The 21,305-nt window shown below is 70.8% G+C and carries 19 protein-coding genes and 2 pseudogenes; 11 read left to right on the forward strand and 10 right to left on the reverse strand.

The genetic code is table 11. From position 1 onward, the window contains the following. Positions 1-5: 5 nt before the first annotated feature. The 4 genes from AV521_RS08925 to AV521_RS08940 all read right to left on the reverse strand — a co-directional run bounded on the left by AV521_RS08925 (position 6) and on the right by AV521_RS08940 (position 4,873). On the reverse strand, positions 6-530 hold the full coding sequence (locus AV521_RS08925) for a phage tail protein (RefSeq protein WP_076086030.1): 525 nt from the start codon (positions 528-530) through the stop codon (positions 6-8). A 25-nt stretch (positions 531-555) separates the two neighbouring features. Continuing rightward, positions 556-2,403: a phage tail sheath C-terminal domain-containing protein gene (locus AV521_RS08930; RefSeq protein ID WP_256725482.1), complete on the reverse strand. Its 1,848-nt coding sequence runs from the start codon at positions 2,401-2,403 to the stop codon at positions 556-558. A 385-nt stretch (positions 2,404-2,788) separates the two neighbouring features. Continuing rightward, positions 2,789-3,082 carry a hypothetical protein gene (locus tag AV521_RS08935; protein ID WP_076086036.1) on the reverse strand — a complete coding sequence of 98 codons (294 nt, stop codon included), beginning with the start codon at positions 3,080-3,082 and terminating at the stop codon, positions 2,789-2,791. Positions 3,083-3,112: 30 nt separating this feature from the next. Next, entirely contained in the window at positions 3,113-4,873 is a 1,761-nt protein-coding gene (locus tag AV521_RS08940) for a peptidoglycan-binding protein (protein ID WP_076086039.1), read from the reverse strand. Positions 4,874-5,245: 372 nt separating this feature from the next. On the opposite strand from AV521_RS08940, the gene AV521_RS50605 reads away from it, so the two are divergent. Beyond that, positions 5,246-5,944: an LLM class flavin-dependent oxidoreductase gene (locus AV521_RS50605; protein WP_107480860.1), complete on the forward strand. Its 699-nt coding sequence runs from the start codon at positions 5,246-5,248 to the stop codon at positions 5,942-5,944. Between the two features lie 69 nt (positions 5,945-6,013). Here the strand turns inward: AV521_RS50605 and AV521_RS08950 are convergent, their stop codons facing one another. The 3 genes from AV521_RS08950 to AV521_RS08960 are packed head-to-tail and all read right to left on the reverse strand — an operon-like array spanning position 6,014 to position 10,409. Further along, positions 6,014-7,399: an extracellular solute-binding protein gene (locus tag AV521_RS08950; protein ID WP_076086045.1), complete on the reverse strand. Its 1,386-nt coding sequence runs from the start codon at positions 7,397-7,399 to the stop codon at positions 6,014-6,016. Positions 7,400-7,438: 39 nt separating this feature from the next. Beyond that, positions 7,439-10,042 (reverse strand): substrate-binding domain-containing protein, encoded by a 2,604-nt coding sequence (locus AV521_RS08955; protein WP_107480861.1) that lies wholly within the window; start codon positions 10,040-10,042, stop codon positions 7,439-7,441. A gap of 4 nt (positions 10,043-10,046) precedes the next feature. Continuing rightward, on the reverse strand, positions 10,047-10,409 hold the full coding sequence (locus AV521_RS08960; protein ID WP_076086048.1) for a hypothetical protein: 363 nt from the start codon (positions 10,407-10,409) through the stop codon (positions 10,047-10,049). A 1,204-nt stretch (positions 10,410-11,613) separates the two neighbouring features. On the opposite strand from AV521_RS08960, the pseudogene AV521_RS52595 reads away from it, so the two are divergent. The 4 genes and pseudogenes from AV521_RS52595 to AV521_RS50615 form a co-directional block, all read left to right on the forward strand. Then, positions 11,614-11,732: pseudogene (locus AV521_RS52595) on the forward strand (amino acid transporter); the annotation flags it as partial. Positions 11,733-11,828: 96 nt separating this feature from the next. Further along, positions 11,829-12,926, forward strand: coding sequence for a hypothetical protein (locus AV521_RS08970; protein ID WP_076086054.1), 1,098 nt, complete (start codon positions 11,829-11,831; stop codon positions 12,924-12,926). Positions 12,927-13,327: 401 nt separating this feature from the next. After that, positions 13,328-13,564: pseudogene (locus AV521_RS50610) on the forward strand (protein-L-isoaspartate O-methyltransferase); the annotation flags it as partial. A 146-nt stretch (positions 13,565-13,710) separates the two neighbouring features. Beyond that, positions 13,711-13,917, forward strand: coding sequence for a hypothetical protein (locus AV521_RS50615; RefSeq protein ID WP_256725491.1), 207 nt, complete (start codon positions 13,711-13,713; stop codon positions 13,915-13,917). Positions 13,918-13,922: 5 nt separating this feature from the next. Here AV521_RS50615 and AV521_RS08980 read toward each other — a convergent pair whose 3' ends face one another. Then, positions 13,923-14,375, reverse strand: coding sequence for a YbhB/YbcL family Raf kinase inhibitor-like protein (locus AV521_RS08980; protein WP_076086700.1), 453 nt, complete (start codon positions 14,373-14,375; stop codon positions 13,923-13,925). A gap of 108 nt (positions 14,376-14,483) precedes the next feature. Here AV521_RS08980 and AV521_RS08985 point away from each other — a divergent pair, with 108 nt between their 5' ends. Continuing rightward, the gene (locus AV521_RS08985) at positions 14,484-15,044 is read left to right on the forward strand and encodes a nucleoside-triphosphatase (RefSeq protein WP_076086057.1); all 561 of its coding nucleotides are present in this window, start codon (positions 14,484-14,486) and stop codon (positions 15,042-15,044) included. A gap of 196 nt (positions 15,045-15,240) precedes the next feature. Here the strand turns inward: AV521_RS08985 and AV521_RS08990 are convergent, their stop codons facing one another. Then, a complete protein-coding gene (locus AV521_RS08990; RefSeq protein ID WP_076086060.1) occupies positions 15,241-15,786 on the reverse strand; it encodes an aminotransferase class I/II-fold pyridoxal phosphate-dependent enzyme in 546 nt (181 codons plus the stop codon). A 544-nt stretch (positions 15,787-16,330) separates the two neighbouring features. Further along, positions 16,331-16,753 (reverse strand): YjbQ family protein, encoded by a 423-nt coding sequence (locus tag AV521_RS08995; RefSeq protein WP_076086063.1) that lies wholly within the window; start codon positions 16,751-16,753, stop codon positions 16,331-16,333. A gap of 122 nt (positions 16,754-16,875) precedes the next feature. Between AV521_RS08995 and AV521_RS52600 the strand changes: the two genes are divergently transcribed. From AV521_RS52600 to AV521_RS09015, 5 genes are all read left to right on the forward strand, one after another. Next, on the forward strand, positions 16,876-16,959 hold the full coding sequence (locus AV521_RS52600; protein WP_313884353.1) for a putative leader peptide: 84 nt from the start codon (positions 16,876-16,878) through the stop codon (positions 16,957-16,959). Between the two features lie 145 nt (positions 16,960-17,104). Continuing rightward, on the forward strand, positions 17,105-17,995 hold the full coding sequence (locus AV521_RS09000) for an ABC transporter permease (RefSeq protein ID WP_076086066.1): 891 nt from the start codon (positions 17,105-17,107) through the stop codon (positions 17,993-17,995). Beyond that, complete coding sequence (locus AV521_RS09005; protein WP_076086069.1) at positions 17,968-18,705, forward strand: ABC transporter ATP-binding protein; 738 nt, start codon at positions 17,968-17,970, stop codon at positions 18,703-18,705. The genes AV521_RS09000 and AV521_RS09005 overlap by 28 nt, the downstream gene beginning before the upstream one ends. Positions 18,706-18,750: 45 nt before the next feature. Next, complete coding sequence (locus AV521_RS09010) at positions 18,751-19,764, forward strand: ABC transporter substrate-binding protein (protein ID WP_076086072.1); 1,014 nt, start codon at positions 18,751-18,753, stop codon at positions 19,762-19,764. A gap of 451 nt (positions 19,765-20,215) precedes the next feature. Beyond that, complete coding sequence (locus AV521_RS09015) at positions 20,216-21,295, forward strand: NAD(P)-binding domain-containing protein (RefSeq protein WP_076086075.1); 1,080 nt, start codon at positions 20,216-20,218, stop codon at positions 21,293-21,295. The last annotated feature ends 10 nt before the right edge of the window (positions 21,296-21,305 follow it).

Genomic DNA, 21,305 nt, shown 5'->3' on the forward strand with positions numbered 1-21,305 from the left:
GTCGGCTACGCGGGATTGGTGTACGACGGCTCCTGCGGTTCCGGGACCGACCAGTCCCGGTCCCAGCCCTCGCACTCCAGCTTGAGGCTCTGGATGGCGACCGCGTTGGCGTTGGCGTCCATCTCGCCGAGCACCTGGTACTCGCTCGGCCAGGCCCGGAACACCTTGTGCGCGACGGCCACCTGACCGGCCTCGTTGAGCACCTGGATGACCAGGTCCTTGCGGAAGTCGGCAAGCGAGACCTCGGAGCCCGGACCGGCTCCGACCTGCCAGACCTTGTTGGCCCAGCGGTCGAACTCCGGGTCGTGGGTGACCCCGCGCTCCAGGGTGATCGCCTCGAACTCGGTGCGGCCCGGGGACTTCCGCGGCGAGCTGGGGTCGCCGCCGTTGCGGTGCTTGACCACCTCGGTGGTCCGCTTCAACGGGCTGATCTTGCTGATGCCCGCGACCACCCGGCCGTCCCAGACCACCAGGAACTTGAAGTTCTTGTAGGGGTCGAATCGTTGCGGGTTGATGGTGAACTCGGCCATGAAAGCTGCTTCCTAACCCCTGAACCTAGGCTTCGAACTGCCCGGCCATCTGCTCGATCTGGACGACCACGAACTCCGCGGGCTTCACGGGAGCGAAGCCGACCAGCACGTTGACCACCCCACGGTCGATGTCGGCCTGCGTGGTGGTCGAGCTGTCGCACTTGACGAAGTACGACGTGCGCGGAGTCGTCCCCTGGAACGCCCCCTGCTGGAAGAGCTTCTGCAGGAAGGCCTCGACATTGAGCCGGATCTGCGACCACAGCCGCTCGTCGTTCGGCTCGAAGACCACCCACCGCAGCCCGCGGTAGAGGCTCTCCTCGATGAACAGCGCCAGCCGCCGCACCGGGATGTACTTCCACTCGGACTGCAGCGCGTCCGCTCCCGCCAGCGTCCGGGCGCCCCACACCACCGGGCCGACCACCGGGAAGCTCCGCGCGCAGTTCAGCCCGAGCGGGTTGAGCAGCCCGTTCTCCTTGTCGGTGAGCTTGACGCCCAGCGCCCGCACCCCGGAGAGCGGGGTCTCCGTCCCGGCCGGCGCCTTCCACACCCCGCGGGCGGCGTCGGTCCGGGCGTAGACCCCGGCGATGGTGCCGGACGGCGGGAAGGAGCGCAGCCGGCCGGTGAGCGGATCGATGAGCTCCAGCTGCGGGAAGTACAGCGCCGAATGGTTACTGCGCACCGGGTCGAACGCGGACAGACCGGCCCGCGCCGCGTCCACGCTCGACCAGGTCTGCGGGGCGTCGGCGATGACGAAGAGCCGCTTCTCCTCGGCCAGCGCCTGCGCCGCCGAGAGCACGGTGAGCTGGTCCTCGATGTTCGGATAGGCCGAAATCTCGGGCAGAACCAGCAGGTTGACGTCCTGCACATCACGCAGCGCCTGGATGCCGCTCTTCTCCGGCTCGCTGCCGATCAGGTCGGTCGGGCCGGGTGCTCCCCCGTCCTCGCCGCCTGCGAGCGCGAAGACCGGCGGGTTGACGCCTGCCTCCAGGCCGAGGTTGTTGGCGGCCTCGCCGACGAAGCGCACAGTGTCGGCCGGATCGTTGGAACCGGCCACGATCTGCAGGCGGTTGCCGAAGGCGGTGACGGTCGTCCCGGCGAATACCCGCCGGCCCGGTGCGTCGGGCAGCGCGCGCAGCTTGCGCTCCAGCAGCAGGGCGAGGTCGGTGACGGTGACCGGGGCGTTGCCGTCCTGCCCGGCGTCGTAGACACGGAAGGTGCGCTGGACCGTCCCGATCTTGACCTCGATCTGCTGCGTGAGGTCGGGCAGGGTGGCCGCGAAGGGCTTGGACACGGTGCCCACCGGATCCGGGCGCTGCTCGGCGAGGACCTTCACCCTGATGGCGTCGGAGCCACCGTTGACCGCCGTCTCGGCGAAGTTGGGGTCGCCGGCCTTGACCGACAGCCCGGAGAAGAACTCGCTGACGCCGCCGGTGACGTCGAAGACCCGGAGGTTGAAGGTGCTCTCGGGAGCGGTGGTGTCGTAGTCCACGGAGATCCGCAGGCTCGCGCCCCAGGCACCGGGCTGCTCGGCGGTGACCTCCAGGACCGGGGTCTCGGTGCTGCTCTCGGTCGAATGCAGTGTCACCGTGGCCGACTTGCCCGTGCCGGCCGCCACCGCGCGGACGATGACGGCGACAGTGCCGCCGTTGACGAAGAACTGCTGCACGGCGTAGCTGACCGGGCTCTGCGGGTCCAGGCCACCGAACTGCCGCTCGTAGTCGGCGAAGCTGGTGATGGTCACTGGCCGGTCGACCGGTCCCCGCCGGGTGCGGCCGACGAAGGCGGTGACCGAAGTGGTCACGGTGCCGATCGTGCGGACGCTGCTGGGCAGCTCCTCGATGTAGACCCCGGGATAGGTCGGTGTCGTCGTCAATTCCCCCTCCATTCCCTTGTCGCACCCGGGGACACGAAGAAGGAGGAAGACGCACGCAAGCCGGCCGACGGCGCGAATGCGCTGTCGCCGCGGCCGAACGCGTACTGAGTCACGACATACGAGCACCGGAGAGGCCCGGTGCGGCCGTTACCTGATTCCCCCGTCGCATCCCCCGCGGCACCCGTACCGCGGGGTGTTGCGCTGGTTGCACATGAAGTCCCTGGTGCCTGAACGCAGGATGAGTCTCACGGTACGGTTACGCGCCAGTCAAGGACCGCATCCGGTCAGTACTGGTCATTCCCGACCGGAGACGGAGATCTGCACGCTTCACCCCAACCGCCTTCACAACTCTGTGGAGATCAAAGCCACTTGAGAAGATGTCAGCTCAGCCGCCCTCGGGCAGCTTGGTGTAGTCGATCGCGTGGCTGCCGGTGGCGGGAGCTCCCTTGGGCGCATAGGCCGGAGGTCTGGCCGCTCCCAGGAACCAGCCCCAGCGGGCGCCGTAGCGGTGCTCCAGCACACGGAAGACCGCGTAGTAGACCGTGCCGAAGCCGGTGGTGAGAGCGGAGTTCACGGTGGCGTTGTCCAGATGGATACCCAGCCGTGCGGCCTGCAGCACGACGAAGGCCACCAGGTAGGGCACGAAGGTACGCCAAAGGGACAGGGCTATCTGATACATGACGGATCCTCAGTCGTTCGTGGCAGAAGGTCACTCGACGGCGAAGCCGTGCGCATGGCCGAGCCTGGTCAGCGAGTCCTTGCCGGGGATGCCGTCGGCCATCATCCCGGTGTAGCCGTAGCGCTTCTGGAGCTCCGAGTAGGCGGTGACGGTCTTGGTGCCGAAGGAGCCGTCGACCCACCTGCGATCGAGCAACCCCTCGTCGGCCAGGGCGAGTTCGACCGTGAGGACATGGTCCGGGTTACTGGTTCCGCCCTGCGGCGCGCCCGGGTCCTGCCGTGCCGAGTCGACCACCTTGGTGTGCGCGACGGTGGCGAGCGGGATCGCCCCGCGCAGCAGGGAGCGCAGTGACCGCTCGCCGGGTACGCCGTCGGCGTCAGCGCCGGAGAAGCCCTTACTGCGTTGGTAGTCGGCGTAGTTGAGGGTGTCCGCGTCCGTCCACTCCGGGCCGGGGCCGTCGTGGTAGTGCTTGCCGAATCCGGCGGCGACCAGCGCCCGGCCGACTGCGGTGACGTGCATTCCGTTGGCGCCGAATCCGTACTGCAGCCCACCGAGGGTGACTTGACGGCGTGTCGGCTGATTGGGCTGAGGCTGTGGCTGGGGCTTCGGCGTGGGGCTGGTGCCCGAACCCGACGGCCGCGGTGCCCCCTCACGAACCCACGCGTAGAGCACCGGCCCGGGGCAGTCGGTGGCGTACCCGTCCCGATGGCCCTTGATCTCCGGACCGGCCGGTCCGTGCTTCTGGCAGTACTCGATCGCGTCCCGAAGGCCGTTGAGCTGGTCCCAGGTTGGCCTGGTGGACCCGGAGGCGCCGACCAGTGCGCAGACCGCGTAGTGCGCCTCGTTGAGCGGCACGTTCCCGTTGGCGCTGTTGCGCCGCTGCAGCCCGCGGCCTTCGAAGACCACGCCGTGCTCGCAGACCACGAAGCTGTAGCCGATGTCGGACCACTTGTCGAAGTCCATGTGCCCGGCCTGGATGCGGCGCACATAGGCCGCGCAGGTGGAATGCGGGCCGAATGTGTAGGGCGTGCCCAGGTAGTGGATCTTCACACCCTTGCGCGGCTCGTGGTACGGGATCGACCCGTTCGGCTCCCGCCAGGGGCGGGCGCCCCATTCGGCGCGCGAAACCAACTGCAGTCCCTTCCAGGGCTGTTGGGGCCCCGGATGCGGCGTGGGCTGAGGGTGCGGTGTGGGCTGAGGGTGCGGCCGTGGCGTGGGGGTCGGCTGCGCCGCCGCGGCGCCCGCCCACTCCCTCAGCTCCTGCATCGTGCCGTGGTACACATCGACGTCCATCGGCCGGTCGGTGTACTGGTGGAACTTCCACGGGGACCGGATCCTGGGCGCGCCCGGTGTGACGTAGTCCGCTATCCAGAGGAAGTCACCCGCGTTGTCATCGGTCCGGAACCAGAAGTCACGGTCGATGTAGAGGCCGACCCGGTTGTCCGGATAGTGCCGCTTCACCGCAGCCAGCCACTGGTTCTTCACCTGGGTGGCGTGCTCGTCGCTCACGTTCTGGCCGTACGGCTCGAAGTCCAGCGCCAGCAACTCGCCCTGCGGCACATGGCCGACGACCCTGCAGAAGTGGTCCACCTCGTCCGCGACCGCGTTCTCCGCGTGCAGGAAGTGGTAGTGCCCGACCACCAGTTTGCGGCGTCGAGCGTCGGCCAACTTCTGCCTGTAGCTGCTCTGTTCGGTGTGCGCTCCCTCGGTGGCCTTGATGAAGACGAAGCCCGCGTCCCCCGGTGTGCCCGACTGGAAGTCGGACACGTCGTACCCCTTGGCGTAAGCCATCGACAGTCCTCCCGTTACCCTGATCCCCGCCACGCCTGATCCCGGCGATGGTCCATGGGTAACGCCCAGTAAAGCCGCACCCAGAGCCCCACGTCACGCGGCCCTCAGGACTTTCATCCGTTTTCATCTGTCGGCTCGGGCGATCTCCACACCTCATCCACATGAGCGACGGGGCAGCCGAGGAGCGACGGTCGCCGTGGCGCCGACGCGAGGGACAACTCCACGCCCGCGGCGGAGAGTTCGAACAGGGGACGGCGGCGCTCCGTCCGTTTCGCGCACCCGTTCAGGAGTCGTAGCGCTTGGTCACCACAATCGCCGTCCCCACAAGCGCCGCCGCCAACGCCCGTTCTCGGTCTCCCAAGCACCGTCGTCATCGACGGGTTCCGGCGCTTCGCCCAACTCGGCCCGCACGACGAGCGCTACGCCCGCGTCGCGGAGTTCCTGGACGTCGCCCTCCGGTTCTGGCGCACCCCGGACACGCCGTTGGACTACGAGGGCGCCCATTGCCGGGGCAGGGACGCCCGGTTGGGCCTCGGCTTCCACGGTGGCGGCCGGCCCGAGATCTACATCAGCGGCGCCTCGGCCGTGGCACAGGCCAATGCCGTGCGGCACGGCGACCGCTGGTTGCGGTACGCCGACGTCCCGGAGGCGATCGCCCGGTCCGCCGAGCCCGTCCTGCGGCAGGGCTGCCGGGTCGGGCCGCGGATGCAGGTGCCGGCGGCCGGCGAGACCCGCGAGGCCCGCGAGGCCCGCGAGACCCGCGAGGCCCGCGAGGCCTGCGAGACCCGCGAGGCCTGCGAGACCCGCGAGGCCTGCGAGGCCTGCGAGGCCTGCGAGGCCTGCGAGGCCTGCGAGGCCTGCGAGGAGACCCTGACCGGTTTCGCCGCGGTCGTCACCCCTCTCGTCGGCCTCGGATTCTGCCTCGTGGCCACGGGCAACGCCCCGCTGATCACGCTGCGCGGCGTCACCACCCCTCTCGGTCCGCGGCATCGGCCCCAATCGGTACACGCGCTCGGGCGGCCGGCGGCCGCTGGTGCGGGGGCACGCGGAGGTGGGCCGGCAGGGGGCTGAGTGGCGGTGAGGCGCACGCGCACACGTGGAGCAGCGCTCAACACCGGCGCCGGCACACGCGCGTGTCTCTCAGTTCGGCAGTGCCCTCCGCAACGCCCGGTCCAGACTTTTCGCCAGTTCCGCATCGCTCGGCGGACTGGAGCCGAAGAGAGGACCCAGTTGGGCGTCGAAGGTCTGGGTGAAGGCGCCGTACAGCGGGGTGCGGGGGCGTTGGACGGCGTGCTGGAGGGCCGGGAGGAGGATGGCGCCGGTATAGGCGGGGCGGCCGGCGGTGTCGCGGGGCATGCGGTCGGTCTGCTCGCCGGTCGGCGAGGCCGAGGGCGTGGTCTTCGGTCCGGTGCCCGAGGGCCTCGCGGACGCGCAGGCCACGCCGTCGTCGACGTACGCACTCTGCCGGGTGGCGGCGAAACCGGCGTCCAGCAAGCAGCGTTCGCTCTCTTTGCCGGTGAGAAAACTGATCAGTTCGGACGCCTTGCCGGGCCGCTCCGACGCCTGCGTCACCGCCAGGTTCTGGCCACCGAGCACGGCACGCCCGGGCAACGGAGCCACGCCCAGCTGCCCGGTGTCGAAGGTCTGGTAGAGCGTGCGGTAGGCATACGGCCAGTGACGCAGAAAGGCCGTCCTGCCAGCGGCGAAGTCGCTGAGTGAGGTCGTCTCGTCGGAGTGGACGGCGTTGTCGAGGGTGTACGCCGGCTCGGTGCGGCGACGCAGTTCGGCCACCCCGGCGGTCAGCTGGTCGACGGTGGCGGTGTAGCGGCCGGAGGAGTTCGTGAGTGCGAAGTCGGGAATGGCCGACGCGAACGCCTCGATGCCGTTGACCGTGCGGCCCTCGTACCCGGCCAGCTGCGTCGTCCAGCCTTTCTCGTAGCCCTTCGGCGGATGGCCCTCGATGCTGTCGATCAGCTCCCGCAACCGGTCCCAGGTGAGCCCGCCGCTCAGGTCGGTCTGCTGGACTCCGGCCTCGCTGAGGTAGTCGCGGCGGTAGTAGAGCAGTCCGACGTCGCTGTTGAACGGCACCGCGTACACCTTGCCGTCCCAACGTGCCGTGTCCGCCACGGACTTGATGACATCACCGGTGTCGATCGCCGAGTCGGGCAGCGCGCGCACGAGATGTGCCTCGGCGAACTCCGGTACCCAGGTCACGTCGAGGTTGACGACGTCATAGCGGGCACTGCCCGACTGCAGGGCGCCCAGGAGCTGGCTGCGCTGTTCGTCGCTGGAGCCGGGCAGCTCCACCAGGCGGGCCCGGTAGTTGCTGCCCTCCTTCTCCTGCTGCCGGTTCCAGGCGTCGATGAGCTGCTGGCGGATGCCGTTCTTGCCGGTGACGTCCCGCCCGCTGGCGACCACGATCTCACCGGGTGTGTCGGCGGGCGTCGTGGTCGTCCCGTTCCCGCCTCCGCTCGTGCAGGCGGCCGGCAGCAGCAACGCGAGGAGGACGGTCAGACGGCGAACCATCGACGCACCTGCGTTTCTCATCAGCCCTCACCCGTCCCGTCAGCCCTCACCCGTCCCGGTGTGCGCCACTTCGTCCTTGAGGCCGGCCCCGAGGTCGCCGCCGGCGTCCAGACACCGCCCGCCGCTCGCCTGGGAGACCCGCGCGTCGGCCTTGCCCGCGGCGCAGCCGCCGCCCGCGAGGGACACCATGGCGACCGGCACGTTCACCGCGCGTGCCTTCTTCAGTACGTCGTCGAGATTGGAGCCCGTGAGGCGGTTGTTGTCCTCGTCGTCGGTGATGTAGACGATCAGCTGGGGATGGTCGTCGTCGATGCCGCGATGCGCCATGTCGTCGAGCGCGGCCAGCAGCGCCGCGTGCGGGTCGGCCTCGGCGTCCTGCACGCCGGCCCTGCTGTCGATGGTGTGCTCGGCGTCCGTACGACGATGGCGGCCGAAGGGCAGCAGGACGGTGTGGTCGGCCGCGCCGTCGGTGCCGGCCACCGCCCACACTCCGTACTCGTCCTGGTCGCCGAGTCCGACGAGCGACTGCTTCACGAGGCCGGGGCCGCCGCTCGGGCCGTCCCACCACGCACCCATCGAACCCGAACTGTCCAGCAGGAACAGCACCCGGCCGGGTCCGTTGGCACCGCGGTACTCCGTCAGCACCGTGTCCATCGCCTGCTGCCCGGTCTTCTCGGGCAGCGGACCGGGGAGGCTCACGATCCCGCTGCCGACGTGCTTGGTGTCGAGCAGGGCGTGGCCCGCCCCGGTCGAGCGGAAGCCGGCGTCGGCGAACGCGGCGAGGCCCTGCCTGCCGGTCAGCCACGCGCGGAAGCCGGCGACAGCCGCGTCGCGGGCCTGCGTGTCGCGGTCTGCCTCCTGCCAGCGGACCCCTACAAAGGTGGGGGTCAGGCCGGGTACGTCGTCGGGGTACTCGGCGACACGCGGCACCCGCGTCGTACGGTCGCAGCCCACGCCGCTCTTCATCAGGAATTCGGGGGCGAGGGCGGCGGTGCGGTTGTCCACCGCGTTGTCGTTGGGGAGGGTGCACAACAAGTCGGCGGCGCTGGACGAGGGCGGTCCGGCCTGGGCGACCCGTTGCTCAGCCGCTGCCGCGTCGGTCGTCCCGGTACCGTACAGGCCGACCGTCGCCAGCAGCGCGGAATCAGTGAACTCCGGGTCGGCGCGGCGCACTTCGGCGGCCTTGTCCTTGTAGCGCAGGTCGTCCATGAAACGGACCAGCGGGCTGCCGACCCGGTCGGTGTCCGTCGTACCGGCAGCGAGTTTCTGCGGCACGGCGAGCACGAGCGGTGAGTACGCGAAGGGGCCGTTGTCCGGGAACAGTTGGGCGTACGCGCGCGTGTCCTGTTCGGCGGTGACCCGGGCGACGTCCGTGGCGGAGGCCGGGATCCAGACATCCGGCTGTGGACCCACGTCCCGCTGTGGGTTGGTGTCCTCGTCACGCGGCTGCTGCCACGCGTCGGTCTGCTCGCGCAACGCGTTGACCGCGTCGGCGGCACGGGCGCTGTAGACGGTGATGCCGGTACGACGGCAGCCCTCACCGGTCGTGTTCTCCTGCGCCGTCAGATAGGCGTTCGCGGCCGTGCGTACGGTCGTCTCCAGGTCCGGGTCGGTCAGGACGCGCACTTCCAGGGGCGGGGCGCAGGAGACGCGGGCTGCGCCGAAGACGGTGACACCGCCGATGACGAGGCCGACGAGCAGGCCGAGTGCGGCGGCGATGGCGATGATGCGCCCGAGGACACCGCGGCCGAGGAACCAGGTCCAGGCGGCGCGCGCCCAGACGGCCAGGGTGGCGAGGACGGCGGCGCCGGCGTTGCGGATGGCGTTGAGGAGTCTGCGCCACCAAGGCAGGTGAGAGGACCTGGACTTGGGCTCCTCTTTCGGGTCCGGCCCCCTCTTCGGACCTGTGGCCACCGCCAGCAGTACGTCCGCCTCCGGTTCCGCCCTGCTCTGCGGCTCCCACTTCGCGTCGCGCAGCGTCCGGTGGCCCACCTCCTTCATCCTGGCGCGCACTGCCTCGGCAAGGTCCTGGAATCCCCACTCCCGTCTCTCGTCGAGCAGTCGGACCAGCTCACCGGTGAAAGGCGTCGGCGAGGCGTCGTCGCCCGCGTCGACGCGGTGGTTGGCCTGCACGCTCATCAGCAGCAGAGCGCGCCGTCGACCGGCCTCGGCCTCCCACAGCCGGGCCGCGTTGCCCGCGAAGCAGCAGTCGAGGACCACCACCACGTGATGCGCCTTGGCGCTGCCCAGCACGCCGAGCACGTCGGTGAACATCTCCGAGCTACGGAACACGGCGTGATCGCCCGCGATGACACGCGCGTTGCGCAGTTGCAGGAACAGTTCGTCCGCCGCACTGGGGATGGCGCCGTGCCCGGCAAAGTAGACCAGCAGCAGCCCTCTGGCCTCATCCACGGCGGCGTGCAGCGCGTCGACGAACTCGTCCTGCGTGGGCGAGTCGGAGACGACGATCTCCGCCTCGCTCAGCACACCGCCCCGCAGCAGCGCGCGCTTCAGCTCGGTCAGGTTGTGCCGGACGGCCGGCAGGTTGCCGGGCACCCCGTGCGGCGGCTCAGTGTTGTCGTAGTCGGACACGCCGACGAGCAGCGCCCGGTTCACCTGCCCGCGCGGGTCGAAGGGCTCCACGGGACTACCTCGCGTCGGGGTGCACCGGTCCGACGCTGCTGGTCGGCGGATCGCCGTCCTCCACCTCACGGCGATTGTTTCTCCAGGCCTCCACCGCCTGCTTGACCTGGGACAACACCTCGTCGAAGATCGTCTTTGCACCCGCGCCGACCAGGGCGAGGACGATGTCCATGCCCACGCCCATCGGGGCACCGCCCTCGTCCGTGCGGGGCCGCTCATGGATCTGTAAGAGGCCCTCGTGCACCCGCGTCTCAAGTGGCGGCTCGCGCTCCAGCCACTTCTTCAGCGCCGCGACGTCCCGCTCGCTCGCGGTCCCGTCCAGGCGCACACGGATCTCCCGGTAGGCCACACCATCCCCCTCAGCCATAACTCCCCATCATGGCATTGCCGTTGGCCACCCGGGAGGGCTCGGTCCGGTCCTTCCCCAAGCGCTTCACAACCGTTACGGCCGTACACCGGCTGTCGAGGCCGGTACGCCCGGGGTCATCGGCTGCCCGCAGCGGCCCGATCTCTCACCCTGCTCACAACTCCTGCACGGCCGGCACCTGGCCAAGGCTCGTCGACTGCCAAGCCCACTGAAAGACAAAGCGGAGGGCGCGCGACGAGCAGGTGCGCGACGTGAGGTCCGGCCGCGCCCATGACGGCACTCGCACCGACGGGCACGGCGTGCGGCAGCGGCGCGAGCGCGGGCTCCTCGGCAGCAGACTCGCCGCCGCAGGGGCCTCGGCAGCCGGCGGCAGGGGTACGACGGGGACGGCGACGGCACCGACTGGCCGTGCGGCGTTCGTCGCGAAGGCCACGAGCCCGCAGACGTCCACGGGGACGTCTGCGGGAACTTCCGCGGGCGGCAGCGGGAGCAGCGGCGCGGACGGCCCCCGGCGGCGCGGCACCCTCTCGCGCGCCCACCGGCGGAGCAGCGCCCTCAACCGCACCCGGCGGCGGCACAGGAGGTGCGGGCGGGCCCCGCCCAGCGGCGTGCCGACCGGCGTGGCTCCGAGTGGCGCGCCCGGCGGAGGTGCGGCAGCACCCCTCGGCGCGGCCCCGTGCGACGCGCGTGGCGGGGCGGGAGGCGGCTCACCAAGGTGACCGGCCTCCACCACAACGTGGCAGCCCGACCGTCCCGTTCCCAACATCACCGACGACAGGGTCAAGAAGCAGATCCAAACCGAGGCGGGAGCAAGGCCAAGGTGGCCGGTGGAAACCTTCCGCGACTGCCCGAAGACCTCCGACGCTCCCTCGCACGGAGGTTGTCGACACTCGTGTCCGCCAACCTCCGTCAAGGCAACCCCGACGCTATCGATAGACCTGCCGGAGCTCCAACGAGTGATCCATGGCAACGATGGGAGGCCGCGGTCCCGGGGCAGTCTCAACCGAGGTCGTTCGGGAGCCGACGGCCGCCGGATCACCCCGCTGTACTCGCGGTCCAGCGCGCGATGGTGGGCCCGTGCTGGATCCGCAGCTCACGGACGCGCTGCTCGGTCTGTCGCATACGGCCCGGAATCCGGTATTGACCTGGGGCAAGGCGGCCCCCGCCACAATCCGGTGCCCCCACGCAGACCGCTCCTTCATCCGGCTACGGAGCGCGGCTGCTCAGCGGCCTGCTGTCCCGGCCCGCGGCTTGGCGGTGCCGGACGGCCTGGTCGCCGCCACCATGCTCACGATAGGCCGACTGCTGCCGGCCGGCGCCTGACCGCCCCGCGTTCCGCACCGCTGTGCGCTCGTCGAGCTCCATCGCCCCGGGGGCGCGCATCATCAAGGGAGGGGAGACCACCGACGAGGAGTGGCGATGAGGTTGTCGTTCCTTGAACCCCTCTACGCGGAGCCGGGCCCGTTCGCCTCCGTGTACCTGGACACCTCCCGAAACGTCGAGCATCCCGAGCGGGCGATCGCGCTGCGCTGGCGGCGGCTGCGCGAGAGTCTGTCCCGTCAGGGCTCGGAGCGGGCACTGCTGAACGTACTGGAGGAGGTGGTCGGCGCCGACACAGAGGTGCCGGGGGCGCACGGTCAGGCCATCTTCGCCGCCCACGGCACGCTCGTCCTGGACGGGGAGTTGCCCAGGCCGCCCGAGCACGACTCCGCGCGCTACAGCACCCTGCCTGACGCGATGCCCCTGGTCACCCAGCACCTTCCGGAGATCCCCTACATGGCCGTAGTCGTCCTCTACGGCGGCCTTCCGACCGCCGAGACCCACGGCTGGGTAACTCTGGAGGCGGAGACCGGCACCTGGCCCGCGTCCACCGTCACCCCGGGTGAGCGGCTGCACCGCAGGGTCGAAGTGGCGACCTGGCACCGCGCCTGCGTCCGGCTCGGTCACCGGCTGGACGAACGGGCGCGGCGCGCCCATGCCGACGCCGTCGTGGTGGGCGGGGACGAGTGGGCGTGCAACGTACTGATCCGCCGCCTGCCGCACACCCTGCGGGACAAGGTCGTACGCGTGGGCGGCCGGACCCCCACCGACACCGGACGCGCCCTGTTGGAGCCGCAGCTCGACGGCGTCTTCCGCAGCCGCATGGCCGCGCACGACCGGGAACTCGTGGACATCTTCATCGGCCGGCGTGCTCTGGACGGGCCCATGACGGACGGGCTGGCCGCCACGGTCGCCGCTCTCCAGCGCGGCCAGGTCGCGGCGCTGCTGCTGAACCGACCGCCCGTGTCTTCGCTGCGGCTCTGGGCGGGCTCCCAGCCCACTCAGCTCGCCCTGACCGAGGCGGAGCTGATGTCCTTCGGCGTGCGGGCCCCGCGCGAGGAACGCGCCGACGAGGCTCTCGTCCGGGCCCTCGTCGGCACCGGTGCCGAGCTGGTCGTCGTGCCGGAGAGCGAGCTGAGGCTGTACGAGGGCGTGGGCGCCCTGCTGCGGTACACCGACCCGGGGACCCCGTCCTGACGCCGACGCGCTACGCCTCCCGGATCACGGGTCGCCCCGTGCGCCCGACCGCCCCGAATCGCGCCGCGCGCGGGACATGCCGACACTGGGCCGGAGCGGAAGCGCGGCGGATGAGTGGCGTGGTGGAGACGGACGTTTCGATCACCCCCCAAGACCTGGGCGGCAGGCGTGCCAGCGGTGGCCAACCCGCTGCGGTACTCCCTCCGGCACCCGACGAGTACTGCGAGAACGGCGCTATGCATGTGAGCAACGAGGAGACGTCGGGCGGCGAGCACGATCACGCCGCGCGGCTTCCGGAACGCACCACGACCGGGGCCGCCGGCGCCACCCCCACGGCCGATCGGCACAATGGCCCATGAAGGGCCCCCGAAGACCTGGTCCGCGCAGCCACCGCCGTGGGCGTGACCGACGCCCGTCTCCTGGAGGCGGTACGGAGCATCCCCCGGGCGGAATTCGTCCCCGCGGACGAGGTGGCATCCGCCTACCGGGACACGCCCGCTCCGCTCCCCCACGGGCAGGTGACCACCCAGCCCTCGCTGATCGCCATGATGGTCTCCGCTCTCGGCCTCACCGGAGACGAACAGGTCCTGGAGGTCGGGACCGGATACGGCTGGCAGACCGCGCTGCCGGCCCGCTCGGGCGCGTACGTCGTCAGCGTCGAGCGCCGGCCCGACCTGGTCGACGAGGCCCGCCTGCGGCCGGCCGGGCAGGGTGTCGGCCATGCCGAGTCGTACTCGGCGACGGGATCCTCGGGCTGCCGACCCGTGCCCCGTACGACGCCGTCATCGTCTGCGCGGCCTTCCCGCGGGTGCCTGAGCCGCTCGTGGACCAGCTCCGCACCGGTGGCCGGCTCGTCCAGCCGATCGGACACGGCGGGCAGGAGCATGTCGAGCTGTGCGAGCGGTGGGCCCACAAGCTGGTGCACCGCAGGACGGTCACCGCGGCCCGGTTCGTCCGGCTGTACGGCGCCCATGGCTACGACCAGCGGTGACGCGCTCAGCGCTGATAGGTCCCGACCAGGGTGCCGGAGGCCAGCTCCCTGCCCTTCAGGGCACGGTGCACATCCTCGGCGCCCGGGTGGTCGTGCAGCGGCAGCGGCTCGGACAGGGCGTACAGGCGGAAGAAGTAGCGGTGCGGCCCGTGCCCCGGTGGAGGCATCGGCCCTCCCCAGCCAACGCGGCCGAAGCCGTTGGGCCACGGCAGGCCCCCCTGGGGCTTCTGGCCCTCCGCCGCCCCGGTGGTCCCCGGATCGATGCCGGTCACCAGCCAGTGCAGGAAGGTCGTGCCCGGCGCGTCCGGGTCCTCGCACAGGAGCACCAGCTCCGTGGCCTCGTCGGGCACCCCCGACCAGGTCAGGGGCGGTGAGATGTTCTCGCCCTCCCCGCTGTACCGACGGGGGATCACCGTTTTGTCGTCGAACGCGGTGCTGCTGAGTTCAATTCCGCTCATGCGCGCCGCCATACCCGCAACGGTGGCACCGGCACCGGTCTGCACCCCAAAACCCCCGCTCGGCCGAGCCCACCCGGGCCGTCTCCGGAAGCGGGGGAAGATGGCAGTGTGCCGACAAGGATCCTGCTAGAGGGCCGCCCTGGCGCGGGCAAGACGACCGCCCTGCGGCGGCTCGCCGCGCTGCTGCCCACCCACGCGGCCACCGGCTTCACCACGGAGGAGATCCGGCAGTCCGGCGCCCGCGTCGGTTTCGCCCTGGAGACCCTTGCAGGCCGGCGGGAAGTGCTCGCCCATGTCGACCTGCCCGGTCCGCCACGGGTAGGGAAATACGGCGTCGACCCGGGCGTCATGGAACGACTGGCGCTGCCGTCTCTTCGGCCGGCGGCAACCGAGGAGGCGACAGGGCGGCTGGTGCTCATCGACGAGCTGGGGCGGATGGAACTGACGTGCACGGCGTTCCGTCACGCGGTCGACGCGCTGTTCGTCGCAGAGGTCGACGTCGTCGCCACGGTCCACACGCACCGCGATCCGTTCACCGACGCCCTCAAGCGGCGCGCCGACATCGAGGTCGTCCAGCTCACTCCGGCAAACCGGGACGTCCTGCCGGGAGAGCTCGCGGCCCGGCTGCAGCAGTCCCGGACGCGCGGAAGGCCTCCCTCTCACGGATGAGAGACCGGCCTGCGACCCACACACAGCAGAGTCGAGGCGACAGGATGTGAAGTCGCCCGGTCGGTGCGACCGGCGGCGCCCACTACCAAGGGTCAGTGCCTGCCCACCGAGTACGCGGCCGGCATCGCCTTCACCACCCGGTTCGACGCCCGCCCCTCCCCTGCCGCCCGACACCCTCGGAGGCATACCAGGCGTCTCAAGGACGGCGGCGATGCCTTGCGTCAGGTATCGGATCCGGTGCGCGGAGACACCCGCGATGGATGCGCCTCGATGTCGTGCCGTAGATGCCGAACTGCCCACGCAGCCGGCGCATCTGGTCCGGCGTGAACGGCAGCATCGAGAACATGCCCTTGTGCCGCACGAGCGACGTCGCCTGCTCCCCGTGGCCGAGCGCACGGAGACGGGCGACGAGGTCCGCGCGGTTGGCCGAGATCCGATGGCGCATGCCATCGAGTTCCCCCAGCCACGCGGCCCACAGCCGCTCGTCCTCCAGGACGGTGGCAACGACGGCGCCGAGCCGGGGCGGCATCGAGTACAGGGTGCGCACGGCGTTCTGGAGTGCCGTCTCGTCGTGCCTCAGCGCCCTCCCCGACGATCCCACGACCATGACACACCCGGTGCGGTCGCCGTGGAGGTCGAAGTTCTTGGAGCAGCTGACGGCGATCAGAACCTCGGCCAGCAGCTCGGCCAGTATCCGGTGCGCCCTCAGGTCGGCGCGAGGCCGTCGCCGAGCCCCTGGCACGCCAGGCCGACTAAGCGGACTCAGCCGTTCGCCGCGGCGAGTGTGGCGCCGGATTCTGCGAGCTCCTCCTACGCCCCGCAGTGCCAGGTCCACCTACGACAGCTCGTCGAAGCCGGATCCATCCCCAGCGGCGAACTGCGCATCCTGCTCGCCTCGTTGCAGCGGCTCACCGCCACCCCGGCGACGCATGCTGGGACCGTACACAACGACATCAAAGGCGGCGTTCAACACGGCCCCGTCATCCAATCAGGCCGAATCACCGGGCTCACCTTCCACGCCCATCCGCCCCCAGGCCCGTACCAGGGCTGAGGGCGGGTCCTGAACGCTCAGCACCCGCGCACGCAGAACCTCAGGCCAGGCGCTCTTTCCTACCGGCTCAAAAATCGCCACGCACTCCACATGCGAGATATCGAGATCACATCAACACCACGTGACACATACACAGGGACGAGGCACCCCGAACTCACTGATTCCGTCACGCGTAGGACGGCGTTCACCTTTCTCGGCCGTCGGGCGACCGCCAAAGTTGCTCCTCGGAAGGCAGTCACGCCAGGAAGCTCAGCCGCACCTGACGGTTGGGGTTGTCGACATTCGTGTCGACGAGGCAGACCGACTGCCAGGTGCCCAGCTCCAGACGGCCGGCGATGACCGGGAGGGTCGCGTGGGGTGGGACGATGGCCGGGAGGACGTGGTCGCGGCCGTGACCGGGGCTGCCGTGCCGGTGCTGCCAGCGGTCGTCGGCCGGGAGCAGGGTGTGCAGGGCGGCGAGGAGGTCGTCGTCGCTGCCGGCGCCCGTCTCGATCACGGCGATTCCGGCGGTGGCGTGCGGGACGAAGAGGTTGAGCAGACCGTCGCGGCCGGCCGCCGCCTCCCGCAGGAAGTCCTCGCAGTCGGCGGTGAGGTCGACGACGCGTTCCCGGGAGCCGGTGGCGACGTGCAGCGTTCGGGTGGTGAAGGCATCTGGCATGCGCCCATCCTGGCCCATACGCCGGGTTTCACACTCTGCGGCACAACCGTTTCCTGATACGCGAGGTCCACAGATCGAGACACCGTTGACCATGGAGCAGCGGGCTGGCTACGTTCTGGCGCATGTTGCGTTCAGCCCTGCTCACCACGCGCGGTCATATCGACCTGCTGCGGGTGGCTTCCGCCGCGTGTCGCCGCGGCCGCTGACGCCCTTCACGGCCTTCTCCGTTTCCCGCTTCTTCCCGGCTCCGCTACCGCCGCGTCCGTGACCTGCCGTTGAGGCGGGCATGACGTGCCGGCCACCGAGCCGACTCCCCGCCCCGCTCTCTTCCCACTTCCGTGTGGAGCGTTCATGAGCATCAGCCATGCCCCACCCAGCTCTCCAGAACCTGATATTTCCGGTATATCCATCTCCAAGGATGCCGGAACGGGGCGCCCCCTCGACCTCCAGCCCGTCGTCCCCGCCTCCTCCCGCCGGCTCCGCATCCCGCGCTGGCTGCGCCGTACCGCGGGCCCGATCCTGCTGCTCGCCCTCTGGCAAGCCCTCAGTGCCACAGGCGTGTTGACGGCCGACGTGCTGGCCTCGCCGGGCCGGATCGCCCAGGTCGGCTGGGACCTGGTGAGTGACGGTTCGCTGCCGTCGGCCATGGGCACCTCGCTCCGGCGCGTCGCGTTCGGCCTGCTGTTCGGGACCGTGATCGGCACCGGACTCGCCCTGGTCTCGGGCCTGTTCCGGAGCGGTGAGGACCTGGTCGACGCGCCGGTGCAGATGCTGCGGACGGTGCCGTTCGTCGGTCTCATCCCACTGTTCATCATCTGGTTCGGCATCGGCGAGGCCCCGAAGATCGCCATCATCACGCTCGGCGTGACCTTCCCCCTCTATCTCAACGTGTACGCCGGGATCCGCGGCGTGGATGCCCAACTCATCGAGGCCGGTGAGTCGTTGGGGCTCTCCCGGTGGGGTCTGGTGCGGCACGTCGTGCTGCCGGGCGCACTGCCCGGCGCGCTCACCGGGCTGCGCTACTCGCTCGGCATCGCCTGGCTCGCGCTGGTCTTCGCCGAGCAGGTCAACGCCGACGCCGGTATCGGCTTTCTGATGGTGCAGGCGCGGGACTTCCTGCGGACCGACGTGATCGTGGTCTGCCTGATCGTCTACGCCTTCCTCGGCCTGCTCGCCGACTTCATCGTCCGCTCCCTCGAAAGGCTGCTGCTGCAATGGCGACCGACGTTCACCGGCCGGTGACCGCGCACGCGGTCCACGTCGAGGGGCTGACCCGCTCCTTCGACGACCGCGCCGTCATCGACGACCTCCGACTCGACATCGCTCCCGGCGAGTTCGTCGCACTGCTCGGCCACAGCGGCTGCGGCAAGTCGACGCTGCTGCGCATCCTCGCCGGGCTGGTCCGCGACATCCAGGGCACCGCACTCGTACCGCGCCGCCGGGCCGTCGCCTTCCAGGCTCCCCGGCTGATGCCCTGGAAGAAGGTGTGGCGCAACGTCCTGCTCGGACTGCCCGGCAAGCCAGAACGCGCCGTCGCCGACCGGGCGTTGGACGAGGTGGGCCTCGGCCACCGGACCGGCGCCTGGCCGAAGACCCTCTCCGGCGGCGAGGCCCAGCGCGCCTCGCTCGCCCGCGCCCTGGTGCGCGAGCCCGATCTGCTGCTCCTCGACGAGCCGTTCGGCGCCCTCGACGCGCTCACCCGGATCAAGGCCCAGCGGCTGGTCAGTGAGTTGTGGCAGCGCCGGGGCTGCGCCGTGCTGCTGGTCACGCACGACGTGGAGGAGGCCGTGCTGCTCGCCGACCGCGTCCTGGTGATGGACGGCGGCCGGATCGCCCACGAGCAGTCCATCGACCTCGACCGGCCGCGCGAGATCGCCGACCCGCGCTTCGCCGCCCTGCGTGCCGGTCTGCTGGAACGGCTCGGAGTCGACACCGCCGGCGCAGCCGCCTGAACCCCATCAAACTCCTGCACACCCCTGCACACGAACGGAACCCCCATGCGCCGACGACTCGTCCCCGCCGCGCTGCTCCTCCCCTTCGCCCTCCTGCTCACCGCGTGCGGCGGAAACTCGTCCGCCGGTACGGGCACCGAAACCGACGGCAAGGGCTCCGTCACACTGAACGTCGGTGACCAGAAGGGCGGTTCGGCGGCCATCCTGCGTGCCGCCGGCGAGCTGAAGAACCTGAACTACAAGATCAAGTGGTCGACCTTCACCTCCGGCCCGCCGCTGCTGGAGGCCGTCAACGCCGGGGCCGTCGACATCGGCGGCGTGGGCAACACCCCGCCCGTCTTCGCCGCCGGCGCAGGCTCGAAGATCTCCGTCGTGGCCGCCTGGCACGGCACCTCAAAGGGCGACGCGATCCTCGTGCCGAACGACTCCAAGCTGACCGGGCCGGGCCGGCTCAAGGGCAGGTCCATCGCCGTGGCGCAGGGTTCGTCGGCGCACTACCAGCTGATCGCCTCGCTCAAGGCGGCCGGGCTGAGCCTGTCCGACGTACACGTCAAGTACCTCCAGCCGGCCGACGCCCTCGCCGCGTTCACCTCCGGCAAGGTCGACGCGTGGGCGGTCTGGGACCCGTACACCTCCCAGATCCTGCAGGCCAAGCAGGGCCGCGTGCTGACCACGGGCGAGGGCATCACCAACGGGCTGACCTTCCAGGTGGCCGCGCCCGCCGCGCTCAAGGACCCGAAGAAGTCCGCCGTCGTCAAGGACTATCTGACCCGGCTGCGACGGGCGCAGGTCTGGGTCTACAGCCATCAGCAGGAGTGGGCGAAGGTATGGGCCAAGGACACCGGGCTGCCGTACGACGTGGCGCTGGCCTCGGTGAAGCGGACCAACGCCACCCGCGTCGCGGTCGCCGTCGACAAGCCGCTCGTCGCCTCCGAGCAGCAGATCGCCGACGCCTTCACCGAGTTGAAGCTCATCCCGAACAAGGTGGACTTCGGCGGCTTCGTGGACACGCGGTTCAACGGCGACCTGCCGCCGTCGACGACTCCGGCCAAGCGCTGAGGCAGGAGGCTTTCGAGGCGACCGTCCGACTGCAGATGGCGGCCCGCATCAGCGGGTGACGCGGGGGCGGCTGTTGCTGTGGCGCGGGCAGCCGTACGGCTTCGACGGCGCCCAGCACCGGGGCGAGGGCGGGCTGACCGCGCTGCCGCCCGCCCGCGGACGTGTATCTGACCTGGGGCGAACCGTCGGACCAGGGTAAAGGGGAAGATCGACTGGATCCACAAGCCGGCCGAGCGCGAGGACCGTACGGTCCGTTTCGGGATCCGTCTGCACACGATCTCCCGGGACTCCTCGGCTCAGTCCTGGGCGCCCGCGGACCGGATACACGACAGTTCCCCCGACCGGCTGGAGATCGATCCTGAACCGGTGGGCGGGTGCCGGTCCGGGGAGGGCGTGTGCCCCGCGGACCCCGCCCGGGAAGATCCCCGCCCGGCTTCCGGTTGGTAGAAGCGTGAACGAATCGGGCGAGGTCGAGGTTGTCGTCATCGGCGCTGGTCAAGCGGGGCTGTCCAGCGCCCATCACCTGCGGCGCAGCGGATTCGCGCCCGACCGCGACTTCGTGGTCCTCGACCACTCCCCCGCGCCGGGCGGTGCCTGGCAGTTCCGGTGGCCCTCACTGACATACGGCAAGGTGCACGGGATGCACGCGCTGCCCGGCATGGAACTGACGGACGCCGATCCCGGGCGGCCCTCGGCGGAGGTGATCGGCGAGTACTTCGACCGGTACGAGCGCACCTTCGACCTGCGGGTACGGCGGCCGGTCGACGTGCGAGCCGTACGGGAGGGGGACGGCGGGCGGTTGCTCGTGGAGACGTCGGACGGCACCTGGTCGACCCGGGCCCTCATCAACGCGACCGGCACCTGGGACCGGCCGTTCTGGCCACGCCATCCCGGTCAGGAGACCTTCCGCGGGCGGCAGTTGCACACCGCGCAGTACGCCGGGCCCGAGGAGTTCGCCGGGCAGCGGGTGGTGGTCGTGGGCGGCGGCGCCTCGGGCACCCAGCATCTGCTGGAGCTGGCCCCGTACGCGGCCGCGACCACCTGGGTCACCCGGCGGCCTCCGGTGTTCCGCGAGGGTCCGTTCGACCAGGAGGCAGGCCGCGCGGCGGTCGCGCTGGTGGAGGAACGGGTCCGTCAGGGGCTGCCGCCGCGCAGCGTGGTCTCGGTCACCGGGCTGCCCCTCAACGAGGCCGTCCGGCAGGGTCTCGCGGACGGGGTCCTGGACCGGCAGCCGATGTTCGACCGGATCACCCCGGACGGCGTGGCGTGGGACGACGGACGACACGTCACCGCCGACGTCATCCTCTGGGCGACCGGGTTCCGGCCCGCGCTGGACCATCTACGTCCGCTGCGGCTGCGCGAGCCGGGCGGCGGGATCCGGGTCGAGGGCACCCGGGCGGTGTCCGACCCGCGTGTCCACCTCGTCGGCTACGGCCCCTCGGCCAGCACCATCGGCGCCAACCGGGCCGGCCGGGCGGCGGTCCGGGACATCACACGGTTGCTGGCCGAGGATCAGCCGGCTGCCGCGTGACGTCCCACGG

This window comes from Streptomyces sp. IMTB 2501 (assembly GCF_001953885.1).
In the GTDB taxonomy this organism is placed as follows: domain Bacteria; phylum Actinomycetota; class Actinomycetes; order Streptomycetales; family Streptomycetaceae; genus Streptomyces.

Excerpts from the sequence above, each read along its gene's own strand:
- AV521_RS08925 (WP_076086030.1), bottom strand. The coding sequence starts at position 530 with ATGGCCGAGTTCACCATCAACCCGCAACGATTCGACCCCTACAAGAAC.
- AV521_RS08935 (WP_076086036.1), bottom strand. The coding sequence starts at position 3,082 with ATGTATCAGATAGCCCTGTCCCTTTGGCGTACCTTCGTGCCCTACCTG.
- AV521_RS08940 (WP_076086039.1), bottom strand. The coding sequence starts at position 4,873 with ATGGCTTACGCCAAGGGGTACGACGTGTCCGACTTCCAGTCGGGCACA.
- AV521_RS08950 (WP_076086045.1), bottom strand. The coding sequence starts at position 7,399 with ATGGTTCGCCGTCTGACCGTCCTCCTCGCGTTGCTGCTGCCGGCCGCC.
- AV521_RS08960 (WP_076086048.1), bottom strand. The coding sequence starts at position 10,409 with ATGGCTGAGGGGGATGGTGTGGCCTACCGGGAGATCCGTGTGCGCCTG.
- AV521_RS08970 (WP_076086054.1), top strand. The coding sequence starts at position 11,829 with ATGAGGTTGTCGTTCCTTGAACCCCTCTACGCGGAGCCGGGCCCGTTC.
- AV521_RS08980 (WP_076086700.1), bottom strand. The coding sequence starts at position 14,375 with ATGAGCGGAATTGAACTCAGCAGCACCGCGTTCGACGACAAAACGGTG.
- AV521_RS08995 (WP_076086063.1), bottom strand. The coding sequence starts at position 16,753 with ATGCCAGATGCCTTCACCACCCGAACGCTGCACGTCGCCACCGGCTCC.
- AV521_RS52600 (WP_313884353.1), top strand. The coding sequence starts at position 16,876 with ATGTTGCGTTCAGCCCTGCTCACCACGCGCGGTCATATCGACCTGCTG.
- AV521_RS09000 (WP_076086066.1), top strand. The coding sequence starts at position 17,105 with ATGAGCATCAGCCATGCCCCACCCAGCTCTCCAGAACCTGATATTTCC.
- AV521_RS09005 (WP_076086069.1), top strand. The coding sequence starts at position 17,968 with ATGGCGACCGACGTTCACCGGCCGGTGACCGCGCACGCGGTCCACGTC.
- AV521_RS09010 (WP_076086072.1), top strand. The coding sequence starts at position 18,751 with ATGCGCCGACGACTCGTCCCCGCCGCGCTGCTCCTCCCCTTCGCCCTC.